The organism is Hydrogenophaga sp. (assembly GCF_019264445.1).
In the GTDB taxonomy this organism is placed as follows: Bacteria; Pseudomonadota; Gammaproteobacteria; order Burkholderiales; family Burkholderiaceae_C; genus Hydrogenophaga.
Genome location: NZ_JAHVAB010000055.1, coordinates 39,046 through 57,552, shown reverse-complemented (window position 1 = coordinate 57,552; position 18,507 = coordinate 39,046). Strand labels below are relative to the sequence as shown.

Below are 18,507 nucleotides of genomic sequence, written 5' to 3'. Positions count from 1 at the left end.
GGCCGGCGATGAGTTCGTCGATGCGGGCCTGAGCCTGGAGGCGGTCGCGGATGTCGCGCAGCACCACCATGCGCAGCCGTTCACCGTTGCGCAGCATCGTGCGACCCGTCACCTCCACCGCAATCCTCTCGCCATGGGCGTTCATCAGTTCGCTCTCGCATGCCCCACCTCCCTGCTGGCGGAGCACAGCTTCGACCGACGAGCGGTGCTCGGGGGTGAGGAGATCCACGAACGTCCTGCCCTTGATCTGTTCGGACGTGCGTCCAAGCATCTCGCATGTCACTGGATTGATGTCGGTGACGATCCCGTCCTCGTGAAACACCAGCCCCTCTGCCGTCGCCTGCATGAATTTGGACAAACGGACCTCGGACTCGCGAAGCTCGCGTTCGGCTGCATGTCGCTCCGTGATGTCCATCACCAGGACGAAGGTACCCTCGTGTCCGCGCTCACGCTCCATCCCCGGAACCAGTGAGACCTCCAGGCGCATCCAGGTCCCATCCTGCCTGCGCAGGTCACACGACTGAACCACGGCCACCCCGCGCTCGAACAGGGGTCTGGCGTCCCGCAAGACATCCCGCATCCGCGCATTGCCCAGAATCCGGCGTGCCGACATGCCAACGATGGCTTGCGGGTCCAGACCGAACAGCTCGGCGTAGCGGCGATTGGCGAACAGGCATTCTCCAAACGCGCCAGGGCCGTGGTACGCGACCATCACAGGCAAATGCTCAAACGCCAGCTCCAGCCGCTGGCAAGAAGCGACCGCTGCGCGTCGGGAAGCCTCGACAGGACTCGTTTCTGCGAAGAAGCAGGTGTAGCACCCGGTGTCGGGTGTCCACCAGCCAGCGCACATCAGCGCAACCTCTCGCTGCTCTGGCGATGTGCAACCCACCGCGAGTGGAAGCTCGAAGTTCTGTCGCCGCGCGAGGGCGTCAAGGAAACGGGTCCTGGAGACAGTGTCGATTTTTTCCAGCCAGCGGCCTGACACCGTCACAGCGCTTCCCAGCCGTTCTGAAAATGCGGCGGTGGCCTGAGCCACAGAGCCATCGGGCCGCACCTCCGCAGCCATGCCAGGAAGGTATGTCCAGGGGATGTCGGCCATGGGCGTCAACGCTGCCCCCCCCCGCTCGCGCAGCCCGCCGGTGGCCAATGCCGGCAACCTTCGCTGCGGTCGTTAAAAAGTACGTATCTCCAACAGGAGGGCGCTGGCGCTATTCCAGAAAATAGTGCAATGGTGTTATTGGTATCGCGGGCCGGCGCTTCGAAACTTCTGGTGGGAGAGGCACTGCATGCCTTGCCAGGCATCGATCTGAATGAACGCCGGACAGCTGCGCGTGAAGACCGATGACGGCCGGTACCGGTGCCAGCAGCTCGAATAACAGATTGTCTACAGAGAGGCGTCGGCATGCTTGGGGTGTTCGGCAATGTTGGGAGCAGGGGTGCTGTGAGAGCCATGGTGCGAGAGCCCGTCGAAGCGCTCTGGCCGTCGGTTCGAACGCCCCCACCCAGGGTATTTGCGGCGATGGGCGCTCCGCCGCGTGTCGCCGTTCGCGATGTGTTGCAGCACATCCGCCAACGAGAGTCGGTGGGTGTGACTGGCGTGCCCACCGATCCCTGGCGCCTCAATGAGCAGCTTCTCGCGGCCGTGGCGGCGTGCCATGGCGTGGACGTCGCCAGGCGCCAATTGCTGAACACGCTGAACACCCGAAAGAAGCTCGAGAACGTGTCGCACATCGTAGGGGCACGGGCAGGTGCCGGTTTGTCAGGCTCTGCAGAGCAACGGCAGTTGGCTGACGGGCTGGCCTCTTCCGGTCGTGCGGTGGAACTCGCCACAGACGAATGGGAAACCGCCAGTCGCCATTTCACGCGGTTGACGCGCTTCCTCCCCTCGCAGCTGGATGACTGTGTTGAGGGGTTTGTCGCGGTCGACGCCGCGGAAATCGATCGATTGGCGCAGGCCAGTCTTCTGGCCTGCCCGAACACGCAGGCCCACTTGAAGCAGCTGGCGCTGGAAGGCGCACGCCGGCGCGACGCCTCGCCAGACCAGGTGGTCCCGACGGCGGATGAGTTGTCGGCTTGGATCTTTTTGCTGCACCAGGCTCGCAGCCAGGCCATCGGTCGGTTTTCGCAGGCCAGAGAGGCGTACTTGCAGGCCGAAATGGCGTGGGAACTGGCAAAGGCTCGCGTGGCCAGGGCTCGCAGTGCGCGCCAGATTGCCGAAGCGCAGTTCCGTGTCGGTGCGCGCGCCGTCGGGGCATTTGCACAAGCACTGTTCGATCTGGTGGGGCTGCGCAATGAATTGCTGCGGCGCGAGTCGGATGCTTGTGTGGCGCGCGCTGCGATGTACGCGATGGCGCTGCAGTTGCCTGAGCAGTTCGGGTTGCGCTGACGGTGGTCCATCGACGAAATCACCCGCTCGTGCCGTGTTCTTCCGTGTGGCGGTCAATGCATGTTGATCACAATTCTGTCTTGTGACGGCGGCGAGCGAAACCAGAGCCCTGCGAAGCTGCTGTAGCGCGCCATGCTGCTTTGCTTGATGAGGCGATCGATCTTCTTCTCGATCAAGGGCATTTTGCTGAGCACGCTGATCACGGCCTCATCCCACCGCGTCACCTTGATGAAGGCTGCGTAGACCTCAAGGCCAGAAGACCGCACGCCCACCGGTCTGACCTGGATGCTGATCTGATCGGCAGGCAGCCCCATCAGGCAGAAGCACTGCGCGATGAGCTCCTTGTAGTCGTCGGGGATGGAGCTGGGATTCATCTCCGAGTCGATATCCTGGTCGTCGGCACGCATGGGGGTGGGCTGCTTGAACCCAAGGCGTTTGATGACCTCTTGCGTCACTGCATGCATGCTCATGATGGACCTCATTCGACTGCGTTGACATCTATTGCAAAGTCCGGACTTATTTCGCCAGAACCCTCGCAATCACCGTGAGGAAAGTATCGGTTTGCAGGGAGTTGGTCTCCATAATGCATGAGCACTATTTTGCTGGGAGGCGAAAAAGCCCCAGCAAATTCAAGCGCCTTGCGCCGAATCGCCTACAGGTTGCTGCCGACGTCCGGCGCCTCTGCCAGCCCCGACTTGATCGCATAGGCGGCGATCTCTGCACCGTTGTGCAGGCCGAGCTTGAGCATCACGTTCTGCCTGTGTTTGCGTGCTGTGAGAACGCTGATGTGCAGTGCGTCTGCAATGTCTTGATTGCTGCCGCCTTTGGCAATCATCCGGACGATCTGCTGTTCGCGACCCGTCAGGCTTTGCGATGTGTCCGAGCCCAAGGATTGACGGTTGGTGGACGGGCCCAACGCTTTGGCGACCTGCGGGCTGATGTAACGACGGCCCGCGAGCACGGTGTAAATGGCTTCGAGCAAATCAGCGCCCTGCTCGTGTTTGAGCACGAACCCGTCTGCGCCTGCTGCAAATGCGTTTGCCACCGAACCGGGATACACGTTGCCCGTCACAACCAGGATGCGGGTTCGAGGTTCTGCGCGTTTGACCTTCCGCGCCACCTCAATGCCGGAGCTGTCGCTCAAGGCGAGGTCGAGCAGGAGAAGGTCGGGTCGGTGGTGTTGCACCAGCAATTCGACTTCGCTTCCCATGGCCGTTTCCGCCACGAGCTCGAAGCCTCCGCTGGCACCCAGAAGCAGACCAATGCCCTGCCGGACCAGGGCGTGATCTTCAGCAACGACGACTTTGACCATGTGCATCAACCGGGGGAGGGATAAATCATCATGCCTCCAACAAAGTGTTGATCGAGTAACAAATTGCAACTAAAGCGTTGAACTTGCGACCCAGGCGACGGTGGTGAAAGGAGCGTGGCCCGAACAACTCGACCCGGGATTTCCTGCCGCGAACAACGCATGCGTCCTGGCGGCATTCAGAACCGGGGGAGCAAGGCCATCTTCGTTGAAGACGGCCGCAGAGACGAACTTAGAACGGAATGTCGTCGTCCATGTCGTCAAAACCGCTGGACTGGCGGGCCGGTGCTGCAGCGGGTGCCTGGCGTGCAGCGGGCGCGGGTGCGCGTGGCGAGGCCGCAGGGCGCGAGTAACCGCCACCCCCACCGCCTTCATCACTCCCACCCATGCCTTCACGGCCGCCCAGCAATTGCAGCTCGGTGGCAATGATGTCGACGGTGTTTTTCTCGACGCCGGACTGGTCGGTGTATTTGCCGTACTTGAGGCGGCCCTCCACGTAGATCGGGCGGCCCTTCTTGACGTATTCGCCCGCGATCTCGGCGAGACGGTCGTAGAAGGTCACGCGGTGCCACTGGGTGTCTTCGATCATCTCGCCGCTGTTCTTGTCCTTGCGCCGGCTGGAGGTGGCCACGCTCACATTGGCCACTGCCTGGCCGGAGGGCAGGTAGCGGATTTCGGGGTCGCGGCCGCAGTTGCCGACGAGGATGACTTTGTTGACGGATGCCATGGTGGTGATGTCCTGAAGAGAGAGCCCGGGGGCGTGCCCGCGCGCGGCCGCGAGACGGTCCGACATTGTGCCGCAACTGTTCCGCCATGCGGCCTGGCGAACATGGGGAGCGGGTTGGGCCGATACACTGGCCGCTCATGAAAGGCGAACCCGACTTCCTGCAGAACCTGCGCGACGAAATGGGCGGCGGCAGGCAATGGCTGGACCGGGCCATCGTCATGGTGTACGCCGTGCTCGCCGGTCTGGCGGTGGTGGTGTTCACCTTGCTGGCCGATGGCGCGTTTGCACTGTACAGCCAGCTTCGCGGCGGGTGGTGGTGGGCGCCGCTGCTGTGGACGCCCGCGGTCACGGCGCTGGTGGTGTGGGCGATCCGCCGCTGGGCGCCAGGGGCTGCCGGGTCGGGCGTGCCTCAGGTGCTGACGGCACTCGACCCCGCCACACCGCTGCGCGAGCGATCGCGCTTTGTCTCGTTGCGCCTGAGCGTGGTCAAGATACTGGCGGTGTCGGGGGGCATGCTCGCGGGGTTGTCGATTGGGCGTCAAGGGCCATCGGTTCAGGTGGCGGCCGGGGTGATGCTGCATGCGCGCCGCTGGCTCTCGCCGGCCTCCGGCATCAGCCACCGCGAACTGCTGGTGGCCGGAGGCGCGGCCGGCATTGCGGCGGCGTTCAACACGCCGCTCGGCGGGATTGTGTTCGCCATCGAAGAGCTTTCGCGTCGGCTGCAGGACCGCAGCAGTGGACTGATGCTGGCGGCCATCGTGATCGCCGGGCTGGTGGCGGTCTCGGCGTTTGGCAATCTGTCCTATTTCGGCCGGGTGCGCGCCGAGGTGTTGTCGTGGAGCCTGCTTCTGCCCGGCGCGCTGGTGGCATTGGCCACCGGCCTGCTGGGCGGTCTGCTCTCGCGCCTCATGCTGGCGTCTTTCACGGGCCTGCCGGACCGCTTTTGTGCCTACCGCCGCAAGCGCCCCGTGACCTTTGCTGCCCTCTGCGGCTTCGTCGTGGCGGTGATCGCCGTGGTCAGCGATGGCGCGGCGGTGGGGGTGGGGCACGAGCACACCAAGGGCTTGCTGGACCACGCCGGGGCCGTCGGTGCCGAGCATCAGCCGCTGTTGTTCACCGGCCTGAAGTTCGTGGCGTCCTGGCTCTCGGCGTGGGCGGGCGTGCCCGGGGGCATTTTTGGCCCCAGCCTGTCGCTGGGTGCCGGGGTGGGGGCGGACGTGGCCTGGCTGCTCAACTCGCCGCATGGCGCGGCCCTGATCGCGCTGGGCATGTGCGGCTTTTTGGCGGCTGTCACGCAGACACCGATCACCGCCATGATCATCGTGATGGAAATGACCGATGGGCACAGCATGGTGCTCAGCCTCATGGCCTGCGCGCTGCTGGCCAGCCTGGTCTCGCGCATGATCAGCCGGCCGCTCTACAGCACCATGTCGCAGCTGATGATGCGGTCCATTCGGGAGGGTGCGCCAGCGCAGGATGCACCGGGCAGGGACGGCTCAGCGCCGGGCCGCTGACGAAGGCGCCTGCATGGGCCAGGCCACAACGAGCCACACCAGCATGGCCACGCTGCACACCGCAAAGAGCCCTTGCGCGCCGTGTGCATGGGCCAGCCATCCACCCACCACACCACCGACAAACAAGCCGACCGACTGCAGCGTGTTGTAGACCCCCAGCGCGGCGCCTCGGGCGTGGGCGGGTGCCAGCCGGGAGACCAGGCTGGGCAGGGTGGCTTCAAGGGTGTTGAAGCCGATGAAGAACACGAACAGCAACAAGCCCATCGCCCACAGCCCCGGGCTCGCATCGGCCAGGGCCCACAGCGCAAGCTGCACCGCGCCGATCAGCGCAACAGCCAGCAAGAACGCTGCGCGCAGCCGGCCTCGCCGTTCCATGGGAAACAGCACACCACCCATCACCACCAGCGAAGCCGCCACGGCGGGCAGGTAGAGGTGTCCGTGGCTGGCCTTGGCCAGGCCCGCGCTGACCAGCATCGCGGGCAGCGCCATCCACATGGCCAGTTGCACGGCGTGCAGCACAAACACACCCAGATTCAGGCGCATCAAACCGCGGTGGCGCAGCACCTCGGCCATGCCGGCCCTCAGGTGTTGCATGTCCGACGGCCGGTGCTCCTGTGGCTCGGCCGGCGCGACCCATATCACCATGGCAATGGCCAGCAGCGCCAGCAGGCCCGTGAGCGCAAAGATGCCCGAGAGACCCACCCAGCCCGCCAGCGCAGGTGCGAATATCAGCGACAACGCGAACATGAGGGCGATGCTGCCGCCCACCAGCGCCATCGACTTGGTGCGCACCGAGTCGCGGGTCACATCGGCAAGGAACGCCGTGACAGCCGCGGAAATGGCACCGGCACCCTGCACGGCCCGGCCGATGGCCAGCCAGGTGAGGTCGGGCGCCCAGGCCGCGATACCGCTGCCCAGCGCGAACACCAGCAGGCCCGCCACGATGACGGGCTTGCGGCCAAAGCGGTCGGAAGCCAGGCCCAGCGGGATCTGCAGGAACGCCTGCGTCAGCCCGTACATCCCCATGGCCAGCCCGACCCGGGCTGCGTCATCGCCGCCGGGCAGGCGCGCCGCCTCCAGCGCAAACACGGGCAGGACGATGAACAGCCCCAGCATGCGCAACGAGAACACCAGCGCCAGCGACGCACTGGCGCGGCGCTCGGCCGGCGTCATGCGGGCGTCGTCGTCCGGGGTGCTCGTGGGGAGGTTGGAGGTGGGGCTCAGGGTGGACACGGGGCGCGGGCCAGTGGGGCGGTACGGGGAGGGGTATTGTCCGCGAAAGCGGAATGCCCGCCGGGCGGAGGGGCGCAAAACCGCGTGGCGGCTTATCATGTCGGGTTGCCCTGAACACGCGTGCCGAGCCTTGAACCAGAACCTGCCCCCGGACCTGAAACTGCCTGGATCGACCGGCGCCGACACACCCTCTTTGCCCCCCGAGGGCGATGTGCGGGCTGGCCATCCGGCGCACGGCGCACGGGCGCCGAGCACGTTCCTGTCGGTGCGGGGTGCGCGCACGCACAACCTCAAGAACATCGACCTGGACATCCCGAAGCACGCGCTGGTGGTGATCACCGGGCTGTCAGGATCGGGCAAGTCCAGCCTTGCGTTTGACACACTGTATGCCGAAGGTCAGCGCCGCTATGTCGAGAGTCTGTCGGCGTATGCGCGGCAGTTCCTGCAGCTCATGGACAAGCCCGATGTCGACCTGATCGAAGGCCTCTCGCCCGCAATTGCCATCGAGCAGAAGGCCACCAGCCACAACCCGCGCTCGACCGTGGGCACGGTGACGGAAATTCATGACTACCTGCGCCTGTTGTTTGCCCGGGCCGGCACGCCGCATTGCCCCGATCACGGGCTGGCGCTGACCTCGCAAAGCGTTTCCCAGATGGTGGATGCCGTGCTGGCGATGCCCGAGGGCACGCGCCTGATGATCCTGGCGCCTGTGGCCCGCGAAAAAAAGGGCGAGTTCACTGACCTCTTCGCCGACATGCAGGCACAAGGCTACGTGCGCTTTCGCGTCGACGGCACGGTGCTGGAGGCAGAGGCGTTGCCTGCGCTCAAGAAAACCGAGAAGCACAACATCGACGTGGTGATCGACCGCATCAAGGTGCGCGCGGATGCCGAAGAGGAGGGTGTGAACCCGCTGCGCCAGCGCCTGGCCGAGAGTTTTGAGGCCGCGCTGCGCCTGGCGGATGGCCGCGCCATTGCCATGGAGATGGACGCCGACGACGCGCCCGGCGCCACGCCGCACGAGCACGGTTTCTCTGCGCGGTTCGCCTGTCCGCTGTGCCACTACACCGTGGGCGAGCTCGAGCCGCGGCTTTTCTCGTTCAACTCGCCCATGGGCGCCTGCCCCACCTGTGATGGCCTGGGGCACACCGAGTTTTTTGATCCGGCGCGCGTGGTCGCCTTTCCCACGCTGAGCCTGGCCAGCGGCGCCATCAAGGGCTGGGACCGTCGCAACGGCTACTACTTCGCCATGATCGAAAGCCTGGCCGCCCACTACCGCTTTGATGCCGAAGCACCTTGGGACAGCCTGAGCGCGCCCGTGCAGCAGGTGCTGCTCTACGGCTCGGGCGAAGAAGAGGTGAAGTTCAGCTACGCGCTCGAATCCGGTGAGCGCGCGGGCAAGAAGGTGAGCAAGAAGCACCCCTTCGAAGGCATCATCCGCAACTTCGAGCGCCGCTACCGCGAGACCGACAGCGCCGCAGTGCGCGAAGAGCTGGCCCGCTACCGCGCCGTGCAGCCTTGCCCCGACTGCGGTGGCTCACGGCTGCGCCGGGAAGCGCGCCACGTGTTCGTGGGCGAAGGCGAGCAGAAGCAACCCATTTACAAGATCAGCCATGTGACGCTGGGCGAAGCGCTGGCCTACTTCCAGAAGCTGGAGCTCAAGGGCGCCAAGGGCGACATTGCGGCGCGCGTCATCAACGAAATCCGCCAGCGCTTGAAGTTCCTCAACGACGTCGGCCTGAACTACCTCAGCTTGGACCGCAGCGCCGACACGCTCTCGGGCGGCGAGGCGCAGCGCATCCGGCTGGCCAGCCAGATCGGCAGCGGCCTCACGGGCGTGATGTATGTGCTCGACGAGCCCAGCATCGGCCTGCACCAGCGCGACAACGACCGCCTCATCGCCACGCTGCAGCACCTGCGCGACCTGGGCAACACCGTGCTGGTCGTCGAGCACGACGAAGACATGATCCGTACCGCCGACCATGTGATCGACATGGGCCCCGGCGCTGGCGTGCATGGCGGGCGCGTGATGGCGCAAGGCACCTGCGAAGAAGTGCTGGCGTCGCCGGATTCGCTCACCGGGCAGTACCTCAGCGGTGCGCGCCGGATCGCGGTGCCCGAGCGCCGTACGCCCTGGCTGCCGGTGAACAAGGCGGCAGAGGCGGCAAAAGCCGCAGCGTTCAAGCCGCGCGTGGCGCCCAGTCCTGCGGCCGAACGCCGCGCTGCTCGCGAAGCCGCGCACCAGGCCACGCTGGGCACGCTGCAGGAGATCCGCGTGGTCAACGCCACGGGGCACAACCTCAAGGGCGCCAGCGTGGCGTTCCCGGTGGGGTTGCTCACCTGCGTGACCGGTGTCTCCGGCTCCGGCAAATCCACCCTGGTCAACGACACGCTCTACGCCGCCGTGGCGCGCACGCTCTACCGCTCGCACGACGAGCCCGCCGAGCACGACGCCATCGAAGGCATCGAGCACTTCGACAAGGTCATCAACGTGGACCAGTCGCCGATCGGCCGCACGCCACGCAGCAACCCCGCCACCTACACGGGCCTGTTCACCGGCATCCGCGAGCTCATGGCCGAGATGCCGACCGCGCGCGAGCGCGGCTACGGCCCGGGCCGCTTCAGCTTCAACGTGGCCGGTGGCCGCTGCGAGGCCTGCCAGGGCGATGGCGTGGTGAAGGTGGAGATGCACTTTCTGCCTGACGTGTACGTGCCGTGTGAGGTCTGCCATGGGCAGCGCTACAACCGTGAAACGCTCGACGTGCAGTACAAGGGCCGCAACATCGCGCAGATCCTCGACATGACGGTGGAGCAGGCCTATGCGTTCTTCAGTGCGGTGCCGACACTGCACCGCAAGCTGCAGACCCTGATGGATGTGGGCCTGACCTACATCCAGCTCGGGCAGAGTGCGACCACGCTCTCGGGCGGCGAGGCGCAGCGCGTCAAGCTCGCGCTGGAGCTTTCCAAGCGCGACACCGGCCGCACGCTCTACATCCTCGACGAACCCACCACCGGCCTGCACTTTGCCGATATCGAGCTGCTGCTCAAGGTGCTGCACCAGCTGCGCGATGCCGGCAACACCATCGTGGTGATCGAGCACAACCTCGATGTCATCAAGACGGCCGACTGGGTCATCGACATGGGCCCGGAGGGCGGCGCGGGCGGTGGCACGGTGGTGGCCCAAGGCACGCCCGAGACCATCGCGGCACACGCCGGGAGCCACACGGGGCGCTACCTGCGGCGCTTGCTGGACATCACGAGCGACTGAGCGCGCCCGCCAGACGCGCTCTCCGTGGTGAGCGTCAGAACCGCCCCAGGTCCTCGATGGCGTCCACCACCAGCCGGGTGCCCACGGCGATCATGAGGATGTCGGCGGCCACGCGCACGTACTGATAGCCCTGAGGCGGCAGGCCGATCTGCACCGACACGCTGTTGGGCACGGGGTAGTAGACGACATCGCGCGGCAGCGCGTGGCCCATGCGCCACTTCTTCGCCTGCCCCGGTGGCATGCAGCCGTTGTGTTTCCTGGCCAGGCCAGGCGGGCAGTTGCCGGCCTTGAAGCGCGGCTCGTAGTACGCGTATGCGGCGTGGCGCTGGGGCTCGGCGAAGTAGCCGCCAATCTGGATGTTCACCGACACGTTCGTCGACGGCGTGGCACGCGGGCGCTCACGACGGTCATCGCGGTCGTAGCGGTCGTCACCGCGTCGGTCATCGGCCCGGCGGTCGTCATCGCGCCGATCGTGCTTGTCGTACTTCTCGTGTTTTTCGTGCTGGCGACCAGGCTTGCCGGCCCAGTCGGGTTTCTCCGCCTGGGCCGGCAGGGCGCCCAGCAAGGCGAAGGCCATCAACAGGCATGGCGCGAGCGCGCGAGAAGGAGATGTCATGGGGCTTTTTCAGAGGGTCTTGATGGGCGTGAGGCGGGCGTCGCAGGCGAGCGGTGATTCTGGGCCTGGGTGGAGGGTTGCGCGTTACGGGCTGTAACCGCGCGCATGCGCTGCGGCGCGCCCGGCGCGGTAGATGAATCCGGTGTGAGCTGGCAGACTCGCCGCTTCTTCCGCGCCCGTGATCTTCTTTCTCCATGCCCCAGGAAACCGAACTCAAGCTCGAACTGCACCCCGAGGACCTGCCCCGGCTGCTCGCGCACCCGCTGCTCAGTGCACAGCCGCCACGGCGCGAGCGGCTGTTCAACACCTACTTCGACACCTCGACGCTGGCCTTGCGCGCGCAGCGCATGGCCGTGCGCGAACGCCGCGTGGGCCGGCGCACCTTGCTCACGGTGAAGACCGCCGGCACCTCCGTGGGTGGGCTCTCGCGTCGCGGCGAGTGGGAGGCGGCGTGCCGCCCGGGCCAATTCGACTTTGCGGCCCTGGTCGACGACGAAGCCCTGGCGCAGCAACTCACCCGCGTGGCCTGGCAACTGGTGCCGGTGTTTCGCACCGACTTCACGCGCCGCAGCTGGCAGCTGCGCCACGGTGGCGCGGTGGTGGAGGTGGCGCTGGACGCGGGCGCCATCACCACCGGCAATGCGCAGGGCAACCACCGCCAAGGCATCCTGGAGATGGAACTGGAGTTGCTCAGTGGCCCGGTGGATGCGCTGCTGGACCTGGCGCACACCCTTGCACTGGGGCCGCAGGGCCGGGCCAGCAGCGCGTTGCGCCTGCTGCCTGCGCAGCAGAGCAAGGCCGAGCGCGGCTATGCCCTGTTCACCGGCGAGCGGCTGCGCCCCCTCAAGGCCGCCGAGCTCACGCTCGATGCGTCATGGCATCCCGTGCAGGCGTTTCAGGCGGCGGCACTCAGCTGCCTGACCCACCTGCAGGCCAACGAAGCGGGTGTGCGGCAGCGCGGCGCCGATGGCGCCACCCCCGACCCCGAGTTTGTGCACCAGGCGCGCGTGGCGCTGCGCCGGCTGCGCACCGGCTTGCGGCTGTTTCGCCCGCACCTGCCGCCGCGCTTTGCCACGCACTGGGCTGGCGAGTGGAAAGCGCTCGCTGCCGAGCTGGGGCCGGCGCGCGACTGGGACGTGTTCGCCACCGAGCGCCTGCCCCAATGGGGCCCGGACGCGCACGAGGTGCCCCACACGGCGGCCCCTTCGCAGGCCCTGGTGAATTGGCTGGTTGAACAGCGCCGTGCCGCCCACCAGCGTGCGGCCGAGGCCGTGAGCCGGTCTGCGCATGCGCTGCGCCTGCTGGCCTTCACGCGCGCGGTGCTGGCACTGCCCGTGCCCGCCACCCACACCGCAGACCTCGCCGGATGGGCGTGCACCACCTTGCGCGCGCGCCATGCGGCGCTGCGCCAGGAGGCGCGGCGGGCGCAGCGCATGGGCGCCGAAGGCCGGCACCAGCTGCGCATCGCGCTGAAGAAGCTGCGCTATGCCCAGTCCTTCCTGGCCAGCGTGTTGCCACCCCGGCGGCGCGCGCGCAGCGCGGCCATGCTGGCCGATGCACAGGAACTGCTCGGGCAGCTCAATGACCTGAGCACGGCCCAGAGCCTGCTGGCCCGTGTACCGGCCGGCCTGGCCGACGGCTGGGTGGCCCACTGGCAGGCGGACCTGGCGCAGCAGCTCGATGCCGCCTTGCTGGCGCTGCCCGGGCTGGAGCGCGCGCTGCTGCGCACACCCACACCCTGGCGCTGACCCGCGCTGCCTCAGACCAGCGCGCTGGGCCGGGCGGCCACGCGGTCGCGCCAGGCCTGCAGCGCATGAAAGCCTTCTTCTGCGGGCTTGAAGCGCATGAGGCGGGCGAACTCCACCGTGCAGAACGCGGTGATGTCCGCGATGGTGAAGCGCTCGCCAGCCACCCAGGGCTGGCGCTGCAGTTCGGCGTCCAGCCAGGCGGCGGTGTCGCGCGCCTTGGCCACCTGCGAGTGGCCGAAGTCTGCGAACTGCGGCTGCTCCAGCGGCGCCAGACCGGGGTGCGTGTGGCGAATGGCGTTGGCCATGGGCAGCATGAAATACCACTCCATGCGCCGGTCGGCCATCTCGATGAACGCGCGCTCCTCGGCGTTGTGCCCCATCAGGTTGGGTGTGGGGTAGCGGCCTTCCATCCAGGTGCAGATCGCACGCGTTTCGGTGAGCACGCGCCCGTCGTCCAGCTCCAGCGCAGGCACGCGCGCCAGCGGGCTTTTGGCGCGGTAGTCGGCGCTCTTGTGCTCCTGGGCATTGAGGTCGACATTGACCAGCTCCAGCCCGTTGATGTTTTTTTCGACGAGGAACATGAGCACGCGCCGCGGGTTGGGCGCGCGTGGCGACACGTACAGCTTCATGCCGCCCCCTTGCCGGCCTGCAGGCTCTGGCCGGTTTCCATCAGGCGCCGTGCTTCCACCGAGAAGCGCTGCGCAGCGGCGTCGCCATCGCGCGAGAGATCCACCTTGGACGCGGGTTGCTCGATGCCGCGCTGCACCGCCGGCCGCGCGCGGATGGCGTCGCGCCAGCGCTTGAGGTGGGGCAGGTCGTCGACCTCGACGCCGGACCAGCGGTGCGTGCGCACCCAGGCCCAGTTGGCGATGTCGGCGATGGAGTAGTCGCCGGCCAGGTATTCGTGGTCGGCGAGGTGGCCGTCGAGCACGCGGAAGAGGCGTTTGCACTCGCCCTGGTAGCGGTCGATGGCGGCAGGAATCTTCTCGGGGAAGTAGCGGAAGAACACATTGGCCTGGCCCATCATCGGACCGATGCCGCCCATCTGGAACATGAGCCACTGCAGCACGCGCGAGCGGCCCTTGGCATCCGTGGGCATCAGCCGCCCGGTTTTCTCGGCCAGGTAGATCAGGCAGGCGCCGGACTCAAACACCGCAAAGCCGTCGGCTTCATGGTCCACGATCGCCGGAATCCGGCCGTTGGGGTTGATCTTCAGGAAGTCGGGGTGCCGCTGTTCGCCTTCCGTGAGGTTGAGCACCTTCAGCGCATAGGGCAGCCCCAGTTCTTCGAGCGCAATGGACACCTTGTGCCCGTTGGGCGTGGCGGCGGTATGGAGATCGATCATGCAGAGGCCCGCTGGAGAGGTGGGCCATTGTGAGGGCACACCCGCCGAGCGGGCTGTCAGATCGGGAACACCGCGGAGCCCGCGTGGGCGGGATGCTGGCGCGGTGCGGCGCTACAGGGTGAGAGGTCGCGAGATCAGGATTCGCCCTTCATGAGCGCTTCGCCATACTGCTCCTGGGTGATCAGCCCACCGTTTTTCATCGCAAGGCCTTCGTCGGCCGGCCGCAATGAACCTTGCAGTGCGTCGATGCGCTTCCAGGCGGGGTAGGGCTGGCTGCCATCGGCCGCCGGAACGTACTTCGACGTGTGCAGGCGGCGATGCGGGTGGATGTACCGGGCGCAGTTCAGGAACACGCGGTCGACCCTGGCGCGCACCACCATGAAGGCGCCCGGATACTGGGCCAGCAGCTCATCGTCTGCGTGCAGCGTCGCCGTGGCTTGCATGCGAATGCGGTTGGGCGTTTCGAAGTCCATGAACAGCAGGCCGATTTTTGCCGTGTCATGGATGTTGCCCAGCGAGAGCATCATCCCGTTGCCGTCGTAGGCCGGAAAGGCAATGTGGTGCTTGTCCAGAATCTTCACGATGCCGGGGTTACCGCCCTTGTAGGAAACGGTCGGCTCGCCGGCCGCATTGACCGTGCTGAGAAAGAAATAGTCTCGCGACTGAATGAAGGCAATGTGGTTTTCATCCAGTTCGTCGGTGACGATGGCTTTCTCCACGGCATCTGCCAGCGGGCGGCATTCGAACTGTTCCTGGACGTTGCGTTGGGCGTCGGTATAAAACGGCATGTCGTGTCTCCTGGGTGGGGCCCAACCCGTGATGTGCCCGCTGTCTTGCGCTCGACTCAGCGGTTCGGGTTCGGCAACGGTGGTGGTCTCCGCGTCTGGCGGCGAGCGCCAGAAGCCCAGTCTATGAATGCCCCGCGCGCGCGGATTGCCTGGTGATGGCGATGTTGTTGCCTGGATCCGGCGCGATGTTCCCCGGCGCCGGGTCGCGCTCGCTCAGGCCATGAAGCCCAGGTTGGTCGGGTAGTCCGCGCTGTTGAAGTTCACCAGGTTGGGCAGGATGCCGTTCATCTCGGCGCCCTGCACGCCAAACCACGTGGCCATCGTCCCGGCGTACTGGTCGACCGAGGTGCTGGGCAGCAGGCGGCCCTGGCCCACGTGCCACTGGTCGTTGGCGTCGGTGGTGGAGTTGCCCACGCTCACCGGTGGCGCCTTACCATAGAAGGCCTTGCCCTGCACCGCGCCACCCACCATGAAGTGGTGGCTGCCCCAGCCGTGGTCCGAGCCGTCGCCGTTGGAGGTGAGCGTGCGGCCGAAGTCCGAGGCGGTGAAGGTGGTCACCTTGTCTGCGATGCCCAGCGCGGCCGTGGCTTCGTAGAAGGCGGTGAGCGCGGTGCTCAGGCGCGTCATCAGCGTGGCCTGGCCGTTGATGAGGTTGTCGTGCAGGTCGAAGCCGCCCATGGAGACAAAGAACACCTGCCGGCGGTTGCCCAGGTCGTCGCGAGCGGCAATGAGGCGCGCGACCATCTTGAGCTGGTCGGCCAGGTTATTGCCGGTGGGGAAGCTGCTGAAGGCGGCGTGCGTGGCGGGCCAGGTGGTCAGCGCCGAGGTGATCGCGCTTTCGGCACCCACGGCGCGTGCGGTCACGAGGTTGTATTCGTTCTCCAGCACGTGGGTGCGCGTCTGCAGCGCCAACTGCGTGATGGCGGCGCGCACGCTGGCCGAGTTGTAGACGTTGTTGTTGAGAGCGTTGATTTTCACCGCGCCGCCGGTGCTCACCTGGTAGGAGAGCGCCTGGTCGCCCGAGAGGAACACGGTGTTGCCCGTCACGGACACACAGGTGAGCACCCGGTTGGTGTTGCTGGAGAGCGCGAGATCGCCGATGTGTCCGCCCCAGCCGGTGGTGGCGCCTTCGGGTTGGGACGATTGCCACACCGACTGCTGGTCGTTGTGCGAGAACAGCTTGGGCGGTTTGGGATAGGCCGCGTTGTTGCTGTTGTACTGCTGGCGCGTGAGCGGCACCACCAGCGGTCCCACGTTGAGTTGCACCGCCGCCTGCCCGCTGTTGAACAGGTTCGCCAGGCCGGTCATGGACGGGTGCAGGGCGTATTCGCGTCCGTTGGGCAGCGCCACCGTGGGCACCAGCCGCGTGGGGGTGAGCGCGGCCTGCGCCAGCGCAATGCCGCCAGCGGTGCGGCCCGCGCCGCCACCCCGAATGGCGCTGTACTGGTCGTAGCTGGCGTTGTCGTAGTTGATGACGGTGTTGGCGTAGTCGTTGCCCCCGTTGAGGAACACGCAGACCAGGGCCTTGTAGTCGGTGGCGTTGAAGGCCGCGGCCTCGCCCATGGCGGCGAGGTTGAGCGCGGTGGGCAGGGCCGCACCGGTGAAAGCGAGCTGGCCGGCGCGGCGCAGGAAGGCGCGGCGGGTGTGCTTGTCGGGCTGGAGGAAGTGCATGGTGGGCCCCTTACTTCTGGATCAGGTATTCGGCCGAGGCCATGACCATGAGGATCGCAGCCCACACGCGGCGCAGCTTCACGGTCTGGGTGCTGGCGGTGGTCACGGGGGTGGCGTTGAGTGCCGCCACCATGGTGCTGCGCGACGCGCCTGATATCTGGCCGGCACCGAGCACCAGGCACACGTGATTGACCAGCGCGGTGGCGTCGGCCACCAGCGAGAGTTCGGTGGCGTAGTTGGCCTGCACGTCGTAGGCGTAGTTGTCCCAGGCGGCTTGGGGCACGGCCGGGTTGGGGCAGTTGATGCCGCGCTCGATCACGCCCTGCATGAAGTTGAGGTAGCCGCCTACCGTGGTCTCGTTGACCAGCTGGAACTCCGGTGCGGTGGCGCCCGAGGCCGAGAGCGCCGTGCCCGGCGGCACATAGCCCGGTCGGAAGAAGTTGAACACCGAAGGCGAGCGCAGCGGGCTTTGCCCGAGCTGCGTGGCGGCGTTGTTGAGCTCGAAGATCTTCCAGCTGCCGGCGGCCGACGTGACGCCAAAGGTGCGCGCCCACTGAATGAAGCGCAGCATGGGTTCGCGCAGCTTGCCGAAGGTGGTGCTCTGCAGTGAGGCTTGGCCGCGCGCCTCGTCGTCGAGCAGGATGGCGACCCACACGGCCTTGAGGTCGCCGCGCACGCCAGCGCCGTTGTCGTTGAAGCGCGCCGCCACACGGGCGACGTAGGCGGGGCTGGGGTTGCTGGTGACCAGCCGCTGGATCATCTGGCGCGCGAAGAAGGGGCCCGCGTTGGGGTGGTTGAACAGCGTGTCCAGCGCCATCTTGAGCGCCGTGGCGCCCGCCGTGTTGGCCGGCACCGTGGTGCCCAGAAAGCGCGCTTCCAGCATCGAATGGCGGCTGGCGTTGAACGACATGCGCTTGTTCGCGAAGGCGCGCGACTCGATGGTGTAGCTCTGCCCGGGCGGTGTGTGGCGCACACCATCGGAGGTGTCGAAGTCGTAGCCCGTGAACACGCGCGCCAGCCCGGTCACGTCGGCCTGGGTGTAGGTCTCCAGCGGCACGCCGCCACTGGTTTTCACGGTGCCGTCGAGGTTGAGCTCGTACACCCCGAGGGTGAAGAGCTGCATCACTTCACGCGCGTAATTTTCATCGGGCACGCGGCCAGCGCTGTTCTCTTTCTGGTTTCCCTTGGTGTTGAGGAAGTACCCCATGGCCGGGTGCAGCGTCACGTCTTCCAGCAGGGTGCGGTAGCTGCCGAAGGCGTTGCGCATCAGCATGTCCCACCAGCTGGCGTAGGCGTGGGCGCGCCAGGTGAATTCGGCCGAGGCCAGGGACGACACGAAGAACTCCGAGAGCGCCAGCGCGATGCGCTTGCGCATCATGTCGGGGCCGCTGAGGAGCTGGCTCCAGATCATGAAGTCCGCGGGGTAGTGGTTGAAGAAATAGCTGTTGGTGTCCACGGCGCCATAGCCCCGCGCCTCCAGCCAGTTCCAGCCGGTGATGCCTTGGTAGCGCACGAACTGGTTGGCCAGCCACTGCGCGTAGCTCATGCCGCGCAGCTCGTTGATCTCGGCGGTGGTGGAGGAAAACTGCGCCTGCTGGAGAAAGCGCGCGGCGTCTTCGTTGGTCGCGGCCGCGGGGTGGCTGAAGCCGGCGGTGGAGAAGTCGACCACGCCCACCGGGGGTGGCGCCTCGGCGGTGCTGCCGCTGTCGCCGCCTCCGCCACCGCCGCAGGCGGCGAGCAGCGCCGCAGCTGCCAGCGGCGTGAGTGCGTGAGCGGGCGACGATGCTGCGCCCTGCGCTGGCGCAACGGGGGCCGGGTGTGCTTCGGCCGCAGGCGTGTCGGCGGTGATGTCTGGCGCTTCGATGTCCGTCATGGCGATCCCTCCTCGGTTCGACGAGCGCGAGT

General features: G+C 66.8%; 15 protein-coding genes. 4 read left to right on the top strand and 11 right to left on the bottom strand.

Annotation, left to right across the window (positions count from 1 at the left end):
* Positions 1-1,099, bottom strand: a 1,099-nt coding sequence (locus KXJ60_RS10260; protein ID WP_291126907.1) for a PAS domain S-box protein, incomplete at its 3' end; no start/stop codon positions are given.
* A gap of 498 nt (positions 1,100-1,597) precedes the next feature.
* Here KXJ60_RS10260 and KXJ60_RS10255 point away from each other — a divergent pair.
* Positions 1,598-2,386, top strand: a complete 789-nt coding sequence (locus KXJ60_RS10255; protein ID WP_291126905.1) for a TolC family protein — start codon at positions 1,598-1,600, stop codon at positions 2,384-2,386.
* Positions 2,387-2,439: 53 nt separating this feature from the next.
* On the opposite strand, the gene KXJ60_RS10250 is transcribed toward KXJ60_RS10255, so the two are convergent.
* The 3 genes from KXJ60_RS10250 to ssb all read right to left on the bottom strand — a co-directional run bounded on the left by KXJ60_RS10250 (position 2,440) and on the right by ssb (position 4,422).
* A complete protein-coding gene (locus KXJ60_RS10250; RefSeq protein WP_291126903.1) occupies positions 2,440-2,850 on the bottom strand; it encodes a hypothetical protein in 411 nt (136 codons plus the stop codon).
* A 188-nt stretch (positions 2,851-3,038) separates the two neighbouring features.
* Positions 3,039-3,698 (bottom strand): response regulator transcription factor, encoded by a 660-nt coding sequence (locus KXJ60_RS10245; protein ID WP_291126901.1) that lies wholly within the window; start codon positions 3,696-3,698, stop codon positions 3,039-3,041.
* A 229-nt stretch (positions 3,699-3,927) separates the two neighbouring features.
* Positions 3,928-4,422 (bottom strand): single-stranded DNA-binding protein, encoded by a 495-nt coding sequence (ssb, locus tag KXJ60_RS10240; RefSeq protein WP_291126899.1) that lies wholly within the window; start codon positions 4,420-4,422, stop codon positions 3,928-3,930.
* A 137-nt stretch (positions 4,423-4,559) separates the two neighbouring features.
* Here ssb and KXJ60_RS10235 point away from each other — a divergent pair, with 137 nt between their 5' ends.
* Entirely contained in the window at positions 4,560-5,936 is a 1,377-nt protein-coding gene (locus KXJ60_RS10235; protein ID WP_291126897.1) for a chloride channel protein, read from the top strand.
* Here the strand turns inward: KXJ60_RS10235 and KXJ60_RS10230 are convergent.
* Complete coding sequence (locus tag KXJ60_RS10230; protein WP_291126915.1) at positions 5,919-7,109, bottom strand: MFS transporter; 1,191 nt, start codon at positions 7,107-7,109, stop codon at positions 5,919-5,921. The two genes, KXJ60_RS10235 and KXJ60_RS10230, sit on opposite strands and share 18 nt — an antisense overlap.
* A gap of 271 nt (positions 7,110-7,380) precedes the next feature.
* Between KXJ60_RS10230 and uvrA the strand changes: the two genes are divergently transcribed.
* Positions 7,381-10,434 carry an excinuclease ABC subunit UvrA gene (gene uvrA / locus KXJ60_RS10225; RefSeq protein WP_291126913.1) on the top strand — a complete coding sequence of 1,018 codons (3,054 nt, stop codon included), beginning with the start codon at positions 7,381-7,383 and terminating at the stop codon, positions 10,432-10,434.
* Between the two features lie 34 nt (positions 10,435-10,468).
* Here uvrA and KXJ60_RS10220 read toward each other — a convergent pair whose 3' ends face one another.
* Entirely contained in the window at positions 10,469-11,050 is a 582-nt protein-coding gene (locus tag KXJ60_RS10220; protein WP_291126895.1) for a hypothetical protein, read from the bottom strand.
* 194 nt (positions 11,051-11,244) lie between these two features.
* Between KXJ60_RS10220 and KXJ60_RS10215 the strand changes: the two genes are divergently transcribed.
* The gene (locus tag KXJ60_RS10215) at positions 11,245-12,798 is read left to right on the top strand and encodes a CYTH and CHAD domain-containing protein (protein ID WP_291126893.1); all 1,554 of its coding nucleotides are present in this window, start codon (positions 11,245-11,247) and stop codon (positions 12,796-12,798) included.
* A gap of 11 nt (positions 12,799-12,809) precedes the next feature.
* On the opposite strand, the gene KXJ60_RS10210 is transcribed toward KXJ60_RS10215, so the two are convergent.
* From KXJ60_RS10210 to KXJ60_RS10190, 5 genes are all read right to left on the bottom strand, one after another.
* A complete protein-coding gene (locus KXJ60_RS10210) occupies positions 12,810-13,427 on the bottom strand; it encodes a glutathione S-transferase family protein (protein WP_291126891.1) in 618 nt (205 codons plus the stop codon).
* On the bottom strand, positions 13,424-14,143 hold the full coding sequence (locus KXJ60_RS10205) for a glutathione S-transferase N-terminal domain-containing protein (RefSeq protein ID WP_291126889.1): 720 nt from the start codon (positions 14,141-14,143) through the stop codon (positions 13,424-13,426). The genes KXJ60_RS10210 and KXJ60_RS10205 overlap by 4 nt, the downstream gene beginning before the upstream one ends.
* A gap of 134 nt (positions 14,144-14,277) precedes the next feature.
* The gene (locus KXJ60_RS10200) at positions 14,278-14,931 is read right to left on the bottom strand and encodes a pyridoxamine 5'-phosphate oxidase family protein (protein ID WP_291126887.1); all 654 of its coding nucleotides are present in this window, start codon (positions 14,929-14,931) and stop codon (positions 14,278-14,280) included.
* A gap of 213 nt (positions 14,932-15,144) precedes the next feature.
* Entirely contained in the window at positions 15,145-16,602 is a 1,458-nt protein-coding gene (locus tag KXJ60_RS10195; RefSeq protein WP_291126885.1) for a DUF1501 domain-containing protein, read from the bottom strand.
* A gap of 10 nt (positions 16,603-16,612) precedes the next feature.
* Positions 16,613-18,475, bottom strand: coding sequence for a DUF1800 domain-containing protein (locus KXJ60_RS10190; RefSeq protein ID WP_291126883.1), 1,863 nt, complete (start codon positions 18,473-18,475; stop codon positions 16,613-16,615).
* Positions 18,476-18,507 lie beyond the last annotated feature (32 nt).